Below are 15033 nucleotides of genomic sequence, written 5' to 3'. Positions count from 1 at the left end.
AACGGTCGCGGCGGCGGTCGCGGGCGTTCCTAGCCTGTGGCCCATGGCCCGGCGTATGCGCGTCCATCGGCTCGAGCAGGAGGCGATCGTCGAGCGGCCGCTGCCGGAGGTCTTCGCGTTCTTCGCCCGAGCGCACAACCTCGAGCGCATCACGCCGCCGTGGGTGCGGTTCCAGGTGCTGACCCGGGAGCCGGTGCGGATGGCGCCGGGCGCGCTGATCGAGTACCGGCTGCGGCTGCACGGGCTGCCGCTGCGCTGGCTGACGCGGATCGAGGAATGGGACGAGGGCCGGGCGTTCGTCGACCGCCAGCTGCGCGGCCCGTACCGGCTGTGGCACCATCGCCACGAGTTCGAGGCGGTGGGGCGCGGGACCCGCGTGCGCGACGTCGTGCACTACGCCCTGCCGCTCGGACCGCTCGGCGAGCTGGCCCGGCTGGTGCTCGTCCGCCGGGACCTCGACCGCATCTTCAGCTACCGGCGGGACGCGGTCGAACGCCTGATGAGGCCGGCGCTCTGACGGGTCAGGGCGACGCGGACCGGCGCCCGCGGCGAACGCGCCGGGCGAGGAACAGCCCGGCGATGCCCGCGACGGCGGCGACCAGGACGACCTTCGACGCGCCTCCGACCCAGCCGGAGATCGCGTCCCAGTTGTCGCCGAGCGCCCAGCCCGCGCCGATGAGCACGGCGTTCCAGACCACAGACCCGAGCGTCGCCGCCGCCACGGTGGCGACGTAGGACAGCTCCCCGCGCGAGACCTCGTAGCCGGCGAGCGGCAGCACGATCTCGGACGGGATCGGCGGGAACAGGTTCTCGACGATCATGATCGCGACGAGCCCGGCGTAGCCGGCGCCCACCAGCGTGTCGTGGGCGATGTCGTCGAGGCCGGCGATCACGGACGCGCCAGGTTAGTGGGCCCCCAGCACGACGTTCCCGGAAGACCCACTGGTCGATCGCTCTATGCCGGCACCGTGGCCGCCTGCTCGATCGCCGCGATGTCGATCTTCTTCATGGCGTACAGGCACGTCGTGACCCGCGCCGCGGTCTCGGCGTCGCTCTCGCGCAGCAGGTCGAGCAGACGCCTCGGCACGACCTGCCACGACACGCCGAAGCGGTCCTTCAGCCAGCCGCACGGGCCCTCCTCGCCGCCCTCGGTCAGCCGGCTCCAGTAGTGGTCGACGTCGTCCTGGGTCTCGCAGTCGATCTGGAAGGAGATCGCCTCGTCGAACTGGAACTGCGGGCCGCCGTTGAGGCCCACGAAGCGCCGGCCGTCGAGCTCGAACGCGACGATCATGACGCGGCCGGCCTGGCCCGGATTGGCGTCGGTGTAGTGGGCGGTCTCGACGATCCGCGAGTTCGGGAACACGGAGAGGTAGAACTCGGCGGCCTGCTCGGCCTGGTCGTCGAACCACAGGCAGGGCGTGATCTCCGGCATGGTCGTCCTCCTTCACGGTGCGGCCGGGCGCGGCCGCGGGTCGGTGTGGTGGAGATGAAGACCGGCCCCGGGCGTGGAACTCATCGGCCCTGGGCCGTCAGCTGTCGGCGAGGCGACCCAGCAGGGCGATCGCATCCACGAGCAGCGCCCGTTCGCCGGCGTCCAGCTCGCGCTCGAGCGCCGCGGTCAGCCAGCTCTCGCGCTGTGCGCGCGTGGCGCGCAGCAGATCGCCGCCCCCGGCCGTCAGCTCGACGAACGCGCGCCGCCGGTCGTCGGGGTCCGGCCGGCGGGACACGAGCCCGTCGGCCTCGAGGTCGCGGACGGTCTGCGCCATGGACTGCTGGCGCATCCGCTCGGCCGCGGCGAGGTCGCTGATGCTGGCCGGGCCCTCGCGGTCCAGCCGGCCCAGGACGGTGAGCCGCGACACGGGTGGGCCCGGCTCCGCCCGCATGCGGCGCACGAGGCGCCCGAGCGTCTCGCGGAGGTCGTGGGCCAGCTCGGCGGCCGCCGGCTCGCGGGTCGGCATGCCGCGGAGTGTAGTCCGCAGATGCGCAGGCAGCCTGTGTATCGTTGCGACGATGCGGACGCCGGCCCCCGAGCGCTACAAGTGGGTCGCGCTGATGACCGCGACGCTCGCCGTCCTGCTGGCCACGCTCGACGGGTCGATCACGATCATCGCGATGCCGGACATCTTCCGGGGCATCGAGCTCGACCCGCTCGACGCGGGGAACTCGACGTACCTGCTGTGGATGATCCTGGGCTACCTGGTCGCCACGAGCGTCCTCGTGGTGAGCCTCGGACGGCTCGGGGACATGGTCGGCCGGGTGCGCATCTTCAACATCGGCTTCGTCATCTTCACCGTCGCCTCGCTCATGCTGGCGGTCGACTGGCTGACGGGCCCCGCGGGCGCGGTCTACCTCATCGCGTGGCGCATCGTGCAGGGCATCGGCGGAGCGTGCCTGCTCGCGAACTCCGCCGCGATCATCGCCGACGCGTTCCCGGCGCGCCAGCGCGGCATGGCGCTCGGCATCGGCAACATCGTCGCGGTCAGCGGCATGTTCATCGGCCTCGTCCTCGGCGGCATCCTCGCGCCGATCAACTGGCGGCTCGTGTTCCTCGTCACCGTGCCGATCGGCATCTTCGGCACCGTGTGGGCCTACCTCGCCCTGCGGGAGCTGAGCACGCCGCGGCCGGCGCGGATCGACTGGGCGGGCAACGTGACGTTCGCGCTCGGCCTCATCCTGGTGATGGTCGCCGTCACGTACGGCATCCGCCCCTACGGCGGGCACTCGGTCGGCTGGGAGAGTCCTCGCGTCATCGCGCTGCTCTGCGGCGCCGCGGTCAGCCTGATCGCGTTCTACGTCGTGGAGCGTCGGGTCGCCGAGCCGATGTTCCGGCTGCCGCTGTTTCGCATCCGCGCGTTCACGTTCGGCACGCTGGCGACGTTCCTGTCGGCCATCGCCCGCGGCGGCCTGATGTTCATGCTGATCATCTGGCTGCAGGGCATCTGGCTGCCGCAGCACGGCTACAGCTTCAGCGAGACGCCGCTGTGGGCGGGCATCTACATGCTGCCCCTCAGCTTCGGGCTGCTCCTCGTCGGCCCCATATCCGGGCATCTCTCCGACCGCTTCGGGGCCCGGCCGTTCGCCACCGCGGGCCTCGTCCTCAGCGCCTGCGGCTTCGGCCTGCTGATGCTCGTGCCCATCGACTTCGCCTATCCGGTGTTCGGCCTGGTCATCTTCCTCATCGGCGCGTCGATGGGGCTGTTCGTCTCGCCGAACCGCGCGGCCGTGATGAACAGCCTGCCGAGCGGCGAACGCGGCGCCGGAGGAGCGATGAACCAGACGTTCCAGAACTCCGCGCAGGTGCTGTCGATCGGGATCTTCTTCACCCTGCTCATCCTCGGCCTCGCCGCGACCCTGCCCGCGACGATGAGCGCCGGCCTCGAGGCCCACGGCGTCCCGGCGGCGGCCGCCCATCACGCCGCGACGCTGCCGCCGGTCTCGATCCTGTTCGCCGCCTTCCTCGGCTACAACCCGATTCAGCACCTGGTGGGCTCGGACGTGCTCGCGGGGATCCCGGCCCACGACCAGGCCGCCCTGACCGGCCACTCCTTCTTCCCGCAGCTGATCTCGGGGCCGTTCCAGGATGGCCTGCGTGCCGCGTTCCTCTTCGCGATCGTCGCCTGCCTCGTCGCCGCCGCGGCCTCGCTCATGCGGGGCGAGCCCGCGGTCGCCGAGGAGGAGCCCGCCCGCGCTCCCGGAGCGGCGACCGTCATCTAGCCTGAGGTCGCGGCGTTCGACCTGGAGGAGCACAGCGATGACCACCACCCTCGGCTGGACCGACGCGCTGGAGGCGGTCGGGTCGGTGATCGCCGGGCGGCCCGCCCCGGGCGGCACGCCGGCGCGCTCGACGAACCCGGCCGACCTCGACGACGTCGTCGCCGAGGTCCGCTTCGGCGATGCCTCCACGGTCCTCGCCGCCTGCCGTGCGGCCGGCGACGGCCAGCCGGCATGGGCGGCCGTCCCCGCGCCGGTGCGCGGCCAGGTGCTCGCGAACGCGGCCGAGCTGCTGCGCCGCAACAAGGAGGCGCTCGCGCGCCTGGTCACGCGCGAGATCGGCAAGCCGGCGGGCGAGGCGCTCGGCGAGGTGCAGGAGGCCATCGACACCTGCGAGCTCTTCCTCGGCGAGGGGCGGCGGCTGTACGGCATGACCGTGCCCTCGGAGATGCCCGACAAGCATCTGTTCACCTTCCGGCGCCCGGTCGGCACCGCGGTCATCGTGACGGCCGGCAACTTCCCCGTCGCCGTGCCGTCGTGGTACCTCGTGCCCGCGCTGCTGTGCGGCAACGCGGTCGTCTGGAAGCCCGCCGACTACAGCCCCGCCTGCGCGCGCGCGTTCGCCGAGATCCTCTGGCGCGCCGGGGTGCCGGCCGACGCGCTGCACCTCGTCCTCGCCGACGGCGCCGCGACGTTCGCCGGCCTCGAGCAGGCGCTCGAGGCGGGCCTCGTCCAGAAGGTCGGCTTCACCGGCTCGACGGACGTGGGGCGCCGGATCGGGGAGCTCTGCGGCCGGCACCTGCAGTCGCCCTGCCTCGAGCTGGGCGGCAAGAACCCGCTCGTCGTCATGCCGGACGCCGACCTCGACCTCGCGGTCGAGGGCGCGCTCTTCAGCGGGTTCGGCACGGCCGGCCAGCGGTGCACGTCGCTCGGCACCGCGATCGTCCACGAGGCGGTCCACGACGAGTTCCTCGCCCGGTTCGCGCGCGCGGTGAGCGAGGCGGCCATCGGCGACCCGACCCGCGACGTGCTCTACGGCCCGATGATCGACGAGCGCTTCCTCTCGCGCTTCGAGCAGGACTGGCTCGGGCTCATCCGCGATCACCACGAGCTGCACGGCTCGACCGCCACGGGCCGCATCACCGCGGCGGCGCCGCGCGAGGGCTTCGTCGGCGATCCCGGGCGGGGGCTGTTCTGCCACCCGACGATCGTCAGCGGGGTGCGCGCGGACGACGACCTCGCGCGCACGGAGACGTTCGGGCCGCTCGTCGGGGTCGCGCGGTTCGCGGGGTGGGACGAGGCCATGGCGCTCGCCAACGACCACGGCTACGGCCTGTCGAGCGCGATCTACACGAGCGATCCGCGCACCGCGTTCCGCTTCCACGAGCAGGTCACGGCGGGCATGGTCAGCGTGAACAACTCGACGTCCGGCGCCGAGGCGCACCTGCCCTTCGGCGGCAACGGCAAGTCGGGCAACGGCTCGCGCCAGTCCGGCGTGTGGGTGCTCGACCAGTTCACGCGCTGGCAGTCGATGAACTGGGATACGGCGGGCCGGCTGCAGAAGGCGCAGATGGACGTGGCGCAGGTGCAGGCCCAACTCGACTTCCGGCTGTGACGCGCGCGGCGCTGCCGGCCGCCGCCGACGTCGTGGTGGTCGGCGGCGGGGTGATGGGGACGAGCATCGCGTTCCACCTCGCGGAGGCCGGCGCGGGAGTCGTGCTGTGCGAGCGCGGCGAGCTGGCGAGCGGGTCGACGTCGCGCGCGGCCGGTGGCGTGCGGGCGCAGTTCTCCGACGCGCTCAACGTGCAGATCGGCGCCCGCAGCCTCGCGGCGTTCCGGGACTTCGGCCGCCGGCCCGGCTGGGAGATCGACTTCCGGCCGGTCGGCTACCTGTTCGTGCTGACGACGCCGGAGGAGGTCGCCGCGTTCGAGGCGGCGATCGCGCTGCAGCACGAGCACGGGGTGCCGTCGCGGCTGGTGACGGCGAGCGAGGCGCGCGACCTGTCGCCGCTGCTCGAGGTCGGCGACGTGCTCGCCGGGGCGTTCTCGCCGCAGGACGGGCACGCGACGCCGGAGGCCGTCGTGCAGGGCTACGCGGCGGGGGCGCGGGCGCTCGGCGCGCACGTCGCGGTCGGCTGCGAGGTGCGCGAGATCGTCGTGCGCGGCGGCGAGATCCGGGAGGTCGTCACGCAGCGCGGCCGGGTCGCGACGGGCACGGTCGTGTGCGCCGCGGGTGCGTGGTCGCAGAGCTCCGGCGCACTGGCCGGCGTCGACCTGCCGGTCGTCCCCCTGCGCCGCCAGGTGCTCTTCACCGAGCCCATGGACGGGCTGCCCGGCGAGATCCCGATGACGATCGACTTCGCCACCGGCTTCTACTTCCACCGTGAGGGGCCCGGGCTGCTCATGGGGATGGCGGACCCGGCGGAGACGCCCGGCTTCAAGCTGGAGACGACCGACGACTGGATCGGCCCGCTGCTCGAGGTCGCCCAGCGGCGCGCGCCCCGCATCGCCACCGCGGGAATCCGCGGCGGCTGGGCCGGGCTCTACGAGGTCACGCCGGATCACAACGCGCTCATCGGCGAGGCGCGCTCGGTCTCGCGGTTCCTGTACGCCACCGGCTTCTCCGGCCACGGCTTCCTGCAGGGGCCCGCGGTCGGCGAGATCGTCCGCGACCTCGTGGTCGGGCGCCCGCCGTTCGCCGACGTCGCCCCGCTCAGCGCCGAGCGCTTCGCCGGGCGCGAGCTGCGGCCCGAGTTCCACGTCGTCTGAGCCGCAGGCGCTCGACGCCGGTGATCGCCAGCGGGGCCAGCGCCGTGCCGGTCACCGCCCCCGCGATGACGTCGCCCGGGTAGTGCACGCCCGTGTGGACCCGCGAGTAGGCGACGAGGGCCGCGACGACGGTCACCGGGATGCCGGCCGCCGGCGAGGCGCTGGCCACGCCCGTCGCGTAGGAGAAGGCGGACGCCGCGTGCCCGGACGGGAACGAGCGTGAGCCCGGCATGTCGACATGGCGTGCGAGCGGGACGCTGTGGATGACGCGGTCCGGGCGCCGGCGGCCGGACAGCGGCTTGAGCACCGCGTTGACGACCGCGGCCGTGGCGGCGGTGGACGCGAGGCCGTTGACCGCGGCGCGCCGGCCGGCCGGCCCGCCCGCCGCGGCGAGCAGCACCGAGGTGCCCATCCAGAGCTTCGAGAAGTCCGCGGCGCGCGACAGGCCGCGCATCGCCCGGTCCAGCGCGGGCGTGGGGGTGGCGGCGACGGCGGCGTAGACGGCGAGGTCGAGCCGGTTGAGCTCGTCCCGCCAGCCGCCCGACGCCGGCTGCGGGCCGTCCGCGGGGTCCATGGCGCCGGATGCTACCCGCGGCTCCGGCGCGCCTTCGGGTTCTCCCGGACCGGCGCGCCCCGTTGTACGGATGTGCGCGGTCGTGCTCGAAGCCATGATGCATCGGTGACCGATACCGCCGTGGAGCCCGTCAGCGGCGCGGCCGCCCGGCCGTGGGTCCCGCGCGCGTGGGCCTGGCTCGTCGACAACCGCGCGCGGATCCTGGCCACGGGCGCGGCGGCGGCGATCCTGATCGGCGGGCTGCTTCACCTGGCCGGTGCCGGCGACCTGGGGGACCAGGTCTGGCGCGCGGCCGTCGCGGTGCTTGCCGCCGAGCTGGCGGTCGAGGTCGGCCGCTCGGTGATCGTCGAGCACAGCCTGGGGGTCGACACCATCGCGCTCGTCGCCATGGTCGGCGCCCTGGCCCTGGGCGAGGAGCTCGCCGGCGCCGTGATCGGCCTGATGTTCTCCGGCGGGGCGGCGCTCGAGGCCGCCGCTGATCGCCGCGCGCGGCGGGAGCTGACGGCCCTCGTGAGCCGTGCCCCGCGCGTGGCCCAGCTGCGCGTCGGGGGCGAGCTGCGCGCCGTCCCCGTCGAGCAGGTGCAGCCCGGCGACGTGGCGCTCGTGCGCACGGGCGAGGTCATCCCGGTCGACGGGGTCGTCGTGAGCGACGAGGCGGTCGTGGACACGAGCACGCTCACCGGTGAGCCGCTCCCGGTGACGCTGCGCCGGGGCATGACCGTCATGAGCGGCACCGCCAACGCGGGCGCGCCGTTCGACGTCCGCGCCGACCGCCCGGCCGCCGACAGCGCCTACGCGGCGCTCGTGCGGCTCGTCGAGCAGGCCGAGCGCCAGCGCGCCCCGTTCGTGCGGATGGCGGACCGCTACGCGGGCGTGTTCCTCCCCGTGACGCTGGTCCTCGCCGGCCTCGCCTGGGCGCTGAGCGGCGACGCGGTGCGCGGGCTGGCCGTCGTGGTGGTGGCGACGCCGTGCCCCCTGATCCTGGCCGCGCCCATCGCGCTCGTGTCCGGCCTCTCGCGAGCGGCGAAGGCGGGCGTGATCGTCAAGGGCGCCAGCGCGATCGAGACGCTCGGCGAGGCGCGCACCGTGCTCTTCGACAAGACCGGCACCCTGACGGTCGGCACGCCGGACGTGCGCGAGATCGTGCCGCTCGACGATCGCGGGCGCGGCGAGCTGCTGCGCCTGGCCGCGTCGGTCGATCGCGTCTCGACGCACGTGCTCGGCGCGGCGCTGTCACGGGCGGCGCGCGACGCGGGGCTGCGGCTCGCGACGCCGCAGGACGTGCGGGAGGAGCCCGGACAGGGCATCAGCGGCGTCGTCGACGGCCACCGGGTGTCCGTCGGCAGCCGCGCCTTCCTGGTGGCGGAGGGCTACGACCGCGACCGGGTCGGCGGCAGCGCCCTGGCGATCGGCCGCGGCTCCGGCGAGGCTCACGTGCTCGTCGGCGTCGACGGGACGCTCTCCGGCGTGATCGTGATGGCCGACGAGCTGCGGCCCGACGCGGCGCACATCGTCGAGCGCCTCCGCGACGAGGGCGTGCGCCACGTCGCGATGGTCTCCGGCGACCGCCGCTCGGTCGCCGAGCGCGTCGGCCGCGAGGTCGGCGTCGACCGCGTCTACGCCGACCTCTCGCCCGAGGACAAGCTCGAGGTCGTGCGGCGGCTGCGCGACGACCCCGCGCTCGCCCCGATCGTCATGGTGGGCGACGGCGTCAACGACGCGCCCGCGCTGGCGCTGGCCGACCTGGGGATCGCGATGGGCGCCGCCGGGGCGACGGTCTCGTCGGAGACCGCCGACGCGGTCATCACCGTCGACCGGGTCGACCGGGTGGCCGACGCGATCCACACCGGCCGCCGCTCGCTGGCCATCGCGCGCCAGAGCGTGCTGGCCGGGATGTCGCTCAGCATCGTGGCGATGGGCGTCGCGGCGGCGGGCTACCTGCCGCCCGTCGCGGGCGCGCTGCTGCAGGAGGTCATCGACCTCGCCGTGATCCTCAACGCGCTGCGCGCGCTGCGAGGTTGAGCGCCGGCACTGGACAGCGGAGGCCCGGGCGCAGAAGCTAGACCCGATGGCCACCGCCGAAGCGACCGTCGTGCCGCCCGCCGGGCACCGCCGGTGGCTGCCCTTCGGCGATCCCTCGCGCAAGCGGCGGCTGCTCAAGGTCGTCGCGTGGATCGCGGGCATCGCGGCCGCGATCGTCGTGCTGCAGTTGCTCGGCGTCGACGTGACGGGGTGGCTCGCCAGCACGTGGGACGCGCTGACGGCGATCGGCCTCGGGTACCTCGTCGCGGGCTGGGCGCTGCAGACCGTGCAGACGACGATGACCGCGCTCGGCTGGTACTTCATCCTGCGCGCCGGCTTCCCGCGGGCGCTCGTCCCGTACCGGCAGATCCTCGCCGCCTACGCGACCGGCGTGGCGCTCAACGGGTTCCTGCCGGCGAACATCGGCACGTTCGTGATGCTGCTGATGTTCGTGGCGATCATCCCCACGGCGGACTTCCCGGGCGTCGTCGGCGGCATCCTCGTGCAGAAGATCTTCTTCTCGCTCATCGGCGCGTTCGTCTACGTCTACCTGTTCGCGACGGTCGAGGGCACGTTCAACCGGCAGTTCAAGCTGCTGCATGACGATCCGGTGCTCACGGTGCTGCTCGCGGCCGGCATCGTGTTCCTCCTCGTCGTCCTCGTGCGGATCTTCCGGCGCAAGCTGCACGGCGTCATCGGCAAGGCGAAGCAGGGCGGCGCGATCCTCGCCCATCCGCGCGACTACCTCCTCAAGGTGGCGCTGCCGTCGTTCGTCGCGTGGCTGGCGAAGCTCGGCGTGATCGCGATCTTCCTGTCGGGCTACGGGATCGCCGTCACGTTTCACTCGGTGATGTCGGTGGTCGGCGGCAACTCGATCGCGAACTCGGTCTCGGTCACGCCGGGCGGCGTCGGCGTCAACCAGGCGACGAACGTCGCCGCCCTGCGCGGCGTGACGGACGCGGCCACGGCGACGGCGTACTCGCTCGGCCAGCAGCTGGCGATCACGATGTGGAACGTCCTCTTCGCCCTCGCGCTCGTCCTGTGGGCGTTCGGCTGGGCGGGCGGCAAGATCCTCGTCGAGCAGTCGTACGCGGACGCGAAGGTCAAGGTCGCCGAGCAGAAGGCGCGCCGTGGCGAGAAGCGCGAGGCCAAGCGGGCGGCGCGCCGCCCGCGCTTCCCGCGCCTTCGCCGTCAGGGCGAGGCGGACGAGCGGAGGGACGACCCGCCCACCTGACGGGGTCGCGGTGCGGGCACGCGGCGGTGCGCCACCACGACGCCGGCGTTCCACCCGGGCGCGCGCCCGCCGCCGGGCGGCTGGAGATCCTCCGCCGGCAGGCCGGCCGCGGCGATGACCCAGGCGATCATCGAGTTCGAGTTCCACATCTCGCCGGCGTGCATCTCGTCGCGGCCCCACACCGGGCGGGGCGCCTGCGCGGCGAGCACGACCAGTCGCCGTGCGACGTCCGGGTCGGTCGTCAGGCGCACCGGGCCGCCAACCGCATAGCCGATATCGGGAATCGCGCCGCCGCGCCAGCAGCGCACCTCGTAGCGGAACACGCGCAGGCGCTCGAGCGCGCGGCTGCCGACCGGGCCGGTCCCGACCACGCCGCGGCTCGCCTCGCCGGCGTCCGGGGAGGGGGCGAGCTCGATGGCGTAGCGCTCGCCGCCGAACTCGGCGACGAGGGCGGCGTGATAGAGATCGCGCCGCCGGCGATGGTGGGCCGCGGCGGCCAGGTATTCGAAGACCCGGCCGTTGAACGCGACCGAGTGCCCGCCTGCGCCGAGCGGGATCCAGAAGAGGTCGGCATAGGCCATCGGCTCTGAGTGTGGCGGGCGCGGGGCGGCGGCCGCCGGGCTCGCCCGGCCCGGCGTCGGTCAGTCCCCGACCTTCACGTCCACGGCGACCTCGCACTCGTCGACGGACGCGCGCGTGCCCGGCGTTTCGGAGGGGTCCATGGCGCTGAAGACGCGGCCGCCTTCGAGCATGTCCGCCTCGGTCGCGAACTGCTGGAGGACCACCGCGGTGCCCGACGACTCGTCGAACAGCACCTGCAGTCCCGTCGCCGGCACGCCGGGCGGAGGCCCGTCGGACTCCTCGATCCGCCCGCGCAGCTGCTGCATCCGCTCGGCGGTCACGTCCGTGAACCTCACGACGCGCACGTACATGAGCATCTCCCTTCGGGTGGGGTGGCGCGAGCTTACTCCCGGGCGATCGCTTCGCGCACGATCCGCACCGTCCTACACGTGCGCGAGAAGCGCCTCGTACGGTCCGAGCGTCAGGTCGCGCAGGTCCAGCGGGCCGGGGCCGCGTCCGGGGTCGGTGGACAGCTCGAGCCGCGCCGTCTGCGGGAGATCGGGCGCGGCGCTGAACGGGCGCTGCGCGCCGGCGAAGTTCACCACCGCGAGCATGCGCTGGTCGGCGGCGACCCGCAGCCAGGCGAGCAGGTCGTCGCCCGCGTCGAGAGAGCGCTGCCCGCCGTCCTGCAGCACCGGCTCCCGCGCCCGCAGGCTCGCCAGGCGCCGTGCGAGCGACAGCGCCGAGTCGCCGTCGCCGGCCTGGCGCTGCGCGTTGAGCTCCTCCGCTCTCGAGGTGATCGGCAGCCACGGCTCGCCCGCGCTGAAGCCCGCGCCGGGGCCGGCCTGCGAGGGAGGGAGCCACGGGATCGGCGCCCGCTCGGGGTCGCGGCCGTCGACGTCCACCACGCGATCGGGCGCGATCTCGGCATCGGGCAGCCCGAGCTCCTCGCCCTGGTAGACGAACGGGGTGCCCCGCAGCGCATAGAGCATGAGCAGCACGGCCCGGGCCTGACGTTCGCCGAAGCGCGATGCGACGCGCGGGTGGTCGTGGTTGGCCAGGAACCACGCGGGCCACGCCGCCTCCGTGGACAGCGCCTCGAAGCTGTCGATCGCCCCCCGGAACGCCGCGGCGTCCCACGGCAGGTGCACGAAGACGAAGTTGTGGGCGAGGTGCAGCTCGTCTCCGCTGTTCACGTAGGCCACGACGCGCTCCAGATCGAGCAGGTAGACCTCGCCGACGAGCACCCGCTCCGGGTACTCGTCGACGACGCTGCGCAGGCGCCGCAGCCGCTCGTGGATCGTGGGCTGCCAGTCCTCCCACGTGACGGGCGCACCGGGCGCCGGGTCCCGGAGCAGCGGGTCCTTGGCGAGCTTGTAGACGACGTCGATGCGGAATCCGTCGACGCCGCGGTCACACCAGAAGCGCATGACGTCGTGGATCGCCGCCTCGACCTCGGGCTCGTCCCAGTTGAGGTCCGGCTGCTGGGGCAGGAACGAATGCAGGTACCACTGCTCCGTCGCCTCGTCGTACGTCCAGGCGCCGCCGACCGCGGGAAACGAGGACTTCCAGTCGTTCGGCGGCGTACCGGGTCCCCGGCCGTCGCGCCAGACGTACCAGTCGCGCTTGGGGTTGTCGCGCGACGAGCGAGACTCCGCGAACCACGGATGCTGGTCGGACGTGTGGTTGGGGACGAGGTCGATCACCACGCGGATGTCGCGGGCGTGGGCCTCGCGCACGAGCTCGTCGAAGTCCTGGAGCGTGCCGAACACCGGATCGACTCCGCGGTAGTCGGCGACGTCGTAGCCGAAGTCCGCCATCGGCGACGGGTAGAACGGCGACAGCCAGATGCCGGCGACGCGCAGGTCCGCGAGGTGGTCGAGGCGGTCGATGATGCCGCGCAGGTCGCCGATCCCGTCGCCGTCCGAGTCGGCGAACGACCGCGGGTAGATCTGGTAGATCGCGCCGCGCTGCCACCAGGGGATGGGCATGACCTGGTCCCTACCGAGGTGGCCGGACGGCGAAACTCAGCTCGCGGCCTGCACGAGCAGGGCGATCTGGACGCGGTTGTCGACCTCGAGCTTCTCGAGGAGCCGGGAGACGTGGCCCTTGACCGTCGCGACCGAGAGATGCAGCGCGGCGGCGATCTCGGCATTGCCGCAGCCGCGCCCGACGGCCAGAGCCACGTCGCGCTCGCGCGGGCTGAGCGTGGCCAGTCGCTCCCGGGCCTGCTCGGCGCGGGCGCCGGCGTCGGAGTCGCCGGCGACCATCGAGATGAGCCGGCGGGTCACGGTGGGGGAGAGCATCGCGTCGCCCGCGTGGACGAGCTCGATGGCGCGCACGATCTCCGCGGGCGGCGTGTCCTTGAGCAGGAACCCGGCCGCGCCGGCCTGCAGCGCGCGCAGCACGAGCTCGTCGGCGTCGAAGGTGGTGAGCACGAGGACGGCCGGCGGGCTCGGCTGTGCGGCGAGCAGCCGGGTGGCCGCGATCCCGTCGAGCCGGGGCATGCGGATGTCCATGAGGACGACGTCGGGGCGGTGCAGGTCGACCGCGCCGAGCACCTCGCGCCCGTCGGCGGCTTCGCCGACCACCTCCAGGGTCTGCGCGCCGGCGAGCATCATCCGCAGCCCCGACCGCACGAGAGCGTCGTCGTCGACGAGCAGGACGCGGATCATCGCGGCAGGCGGGCGCGCAGGACGAAGGCGCCTTCGGGGTCGACGCCGTGCTCGAGCTCGCCCCCGGCGAGCGTGACGCGCTCGGCGAGCCCGATCAGCCCGGTTCCCGCGCCCGGCAGCGTCGATGCCGAGGCGACGGCGACCGGCGCCAGGCTGCGGACCTCGACGCGGAGATCGTGCTCGGGCGCCTGGACGGTGAGCGTCACGGCCGCTCCGGGCGCGTGCTTGCGCGCGTTGGTCAGGCCCTCCTGCGCGATCCGGTAGGCGGTGCGGCCGACGGCGGCCGTCGGCGCCGTGTCACCGAGCTCGATGTCTGCGGTGAGCCGCATCCCGGCGGCCCGCGACTCCTCGACCAGGGCGGCGAGGTCGGCGATCGTCGGCTGAGGCGGTTCCGTCAGGCTCGCGCCCCCGTCCTCGCGCAGGACGCCGATGACGCCGCGCAGCTCCTCGAGCGCCGCCCGTGCGCTCTCGCGGATCACGCCGGCCGCTTGGGCGATCTCCTCGGCCGGGGCGTCGGGGCGGAACTCGAGTGCGCCGGCGTGGACGGACAGCAGCGACAGGCGGTGGGCGAGCACGTCGTGCATCTCGCGCGCGATCCGCCGCCGCTCGGCCTCGCGCGCCTCGTCGGCGGCGTGGTCGGCCTGGTCGCGCAGCGAGCGCACGAGCTGGCGCCGCGCCCGCACGAACAGCCCCCAGCCGATCGCCGTGCCCGCCATCAGCAGGCTGGCCCCGGCGTCGAACCCGTAGCTCTGGCTGGCGGGGGGATAGAGCAGGGGGTTGACGAACGCCCAGGCGATCGCGAGCGCGGCGATGATCGCGAGGTCGCGCCCGCGCGCCCGGATCGCCGCGTTGAAGGTGGCGACGATGTTGGCGCCGGATGCCGTGAGGATCACGAGGGCGACGGCCCCGACGCCGATCCCCACCGCGGCCGGATGCGTCCGCCGCCAGCGCAGCGAGACGATGGCCGCGATCCCGACCACGATCGCCACGGGGCGCAGCCACGGCGGATGCTGGTCCCACGTGTCCACGAGCGTGGCGGTCGCGATCCCGAACGCGAACACGTACATCGCCGCGTCGACCAGGCGGTCGCGCCGGTGCTCGGGGGGATCGCTGACGACCTCCGGCAGCGCGGCGCGCAGCCGGGCGGCCAGCGGATCGGTGAAGCGTGCTGTCGCGTGGCGGGTCATCGCTCGAGGTGAAGGCTAAGCGACGGTCATGGGCGCGACCCCCTACCAAAGTCGGGGTCGGCCACCGCCGCTGGGCGCGGCAGGCACAGCCCTCGGACCGTGGTCGGCCGCCCCGCCCTCCGTGAGTCTGCGGGCATGATCGAAGCCGAACGAATCACCAAGCAGCTCGGGGGACGGACGATCGTCTCCGATGTCAGCTTCCGCTGCGAGCCGGGCACCGTCACGGGCTTCCTCGGGCCCCAAGCGGGGGGTACAGGCGCTACGTCCATTGAGGCTCATCCGTGCCCGCTGGGAGGCTGG

At 73.8% G+C, this 15033-nt stretch carries 15 protein-coding genes; 6 read left to right on the top strand and 9 right to left on the bottom strand.

Annotated features, from left to right (window positions below; translation table 11 throughout):
* Positions 1-43 precede the first annotated feature (43 nt).
* Positions 44-517 (top strand): SRPBCC family protein, encoded by a 474-nt coding sequence (locus DSM104329_RS26995; RefSeq protein WP_259312968.1) that lies wholly within the window; start codon positions 44-46, stop codon positions 515-517.
* A gap of 4 nt (positions 518-521) precedes the next feature.
* Here DSM104329_RS26995 and DSM104329_RS26990 read toward each other — a convergent pair whose 3' ends face one another.
* The 3 genes from DSM104329_RS26990 to DSM104329_RS26980 form a co-directional block, all read right to left on the bottom strand.
* The gene (locus DSM104329_RS26990) at positions 522-893 is read right to left on the bottom strand and encodes a DedA family protein (RefSeq protein WP_259312967.1); all 372 of its coding nucleotides are present in this window, start codon (positions 891-893) and stop codon (positions 522-524) included.
* Between the two features lie 62 nt (positions 894-955).
* Entirely contained in the window at positions 956-1432 is a 477-nt protein-coding gene (locus DSM104329_RS26985) for a VOC family protein (RefSeq protein WP_259312966.1), read from the bottom strand.
* Between the two features lie 97 nt (positions 1433-1529).
* Positions 1530-1958, bottom strand: coding sequence for a MarR family winged helix-turn-helix transcriptional regulator (locus DSM104329_RS26980; protein WP_259312965.1), 429 nt, complete (start codon positions 1956-1958; stop codon positions 1530-1532).
* A gap of 52 nt (positions 1959-2010) precedes the next feature.
* Here DSM104329_RS26980 and DSM104329_RS26975 point away from each other — a divergent pair, with 52 nt between their 5' ends.
* From DSM104329_RS26975 to DSM104329_RS26965, 3 genes are read left to right on the top strand one after another with little or no spacing between them, the layout of a single operon-like run.
* On the top strand, positions 2011-3714 hold the full coding sequence (locus DSM104329_RS26975; RefSeq protein ID WP_259312964.1) for an MFS transporter: 1704 nt from the start codon (positions 2011-2013) through the stop codon (positions 3712-3714).
* Between the two features lie 37 nt (positions 3715-3751).
* The gene (locus tag DSM104329_RS26970) at positions 3752-5326 is read left to right on the top strand and encodes an aldehyde dehydrogenase family protein (protein ID WP_259312963.1); all 1575 of its coding nucleotides are present in this window, start codon (positions 3752-3754) and stop codon (positions 5324-5326) included.
* Between the two features lie 11 nt (positions 5327-5337).
* Entirely contained in the window at positions 5338-6480 is a 1143-nt protein-coding gene (locus DSM104329_RS26965) for an NAD(P)/FAD-dependent oxidoreductase (RefSeq protein WP_407655953.1), read from the top strand.
* Here the strand turns inward: DSM104329_RS26965 and DSM104329_RS26960 are convergent.
* Positions 6425-7054 (bottom strand): phosphatase PAP2 family protein, encoded by a 630-nt coding sequence (locus DSM104329_RS26960; RefSeq protein WP_259312961.1) that lies wholly within the window; start codon positions 7052-7054, stop codon positions 6425-6427. The two genes, DSM104329_RS26965 and DSM104329_RS26960, sit on opposite strands and share 56 nt — an antisense overlap.
* A gap of 105 nt (positions 7055-7159) precedes the next feature.
* Between DSM104329_RS26960 and DSM104329_RS26955 the strand changes: the two genes are divergently transcribed.
* The gene (locus tag DSM104329_RS26955; RefSeq protein WP_259312960.1) at positions 7160-9076 is read left to right on the top strand and encodes a heavy metal translocating P-type ATPase; all 1917 of its coding nucleotides are present in this window, start codon (positions 7160-7162) and stop codon (positions 9074-9076) included.
* A gap of 46 nt (positions 9077-9122) precedes the next feature.
* Positions 9123-10310: a lysylphosphatidylglycerol synthase transmembrane domain-containing protein gene (locus tag DSM104329_RS26950; protein WP_259312959.1), complete on the top strand. Its 1188-nt coding sequence runs from the start codon at positions 9123-9125 to the stop codon at positions 10308-10310.
* Here DSM104329_RS26950 and DSM104329_RS26945 read toward each other — a convergent pair.
* From DSM104329_RS26945 to DSM104329_RS26925, 5 genes are all read right to left on the bottom strand, one after another.
* On the bottom strand, positions 10268-10891 hold the full coding sequence (locus tag DSM104329_RS26945) for a hypothetical protein (protein ID WP_259312958.1): 624 nt from the start codon (positions 10889-10891) through the stop codon (positions 10268-10270). The genes DSM104329_RS26950 and DSM104329_RS26945 overlap by 43 nt on opposite strands.
* A 60-nt stretch (positions 10892-10951) precedes the next feature.
* Positions 10952-11242, bottom strand: a complete 291-nt coding sequence (locus DSM104329_RS26940) for a hypothetical protein (RefSeq protein WP_259312957.1) — start codon at positions 11240-11242, stop codon at positions 10952-10954.
* A 72-nt stretch (positions 11243-11314) separates the two neighbouring features.
* Positions 11315-12862 (bottom strand): alpha-amylase family glycosyl hydrolase, encoded by a 1548-nt coding sequence (locus DSM104329_RS26935; protein WP_259312956.1) that lies wholly within the window; start codon positions 12860-12862, stop codon positions 11315-11317.
* A 36-nt stretch (positions 12863-12898) separates the two neighbouring features.
* The gene (locus tag DSM104329_RS26930) at positions 12899-13546 is read right to left on the bottom strand and encodes a response regulator transcription factor (protein ID WP_259312955.1); all 648 of its coding nucleotides are present in this window, start codon (positions 13544-13546) and stop codon (positions 12899-12901) included.
* Entirely contained in the window at positions 13543-14733 is a 1191-nt protein-coding gene (locus DSM104329_RS26925; protein ID WP_259312954.1) for a sensor histidine kinase, read from the bottom strand. Before DSM104329_RS26925 ends, DSM104329_RS26930 begins: the two co-directional genes overlap by 4 nt.
* Between the last annotated feature and the right edge of the window lie 300 nt (positions 14734-15033).

Source organism: Capillimicrobium parvum (assembly GCF_021172045.1).
GTDB lineage: Bacteria > Actinomycetota > Thermoleophilia > Solirubrobacterales > Solirubrobacteraceae > Capillimicrobium > Capillimicrobium parvum.
Note: the sequence above shows the minus strand (reverse complement) of the source record. Positions and strands in the feature narration are given on the sequence as shown.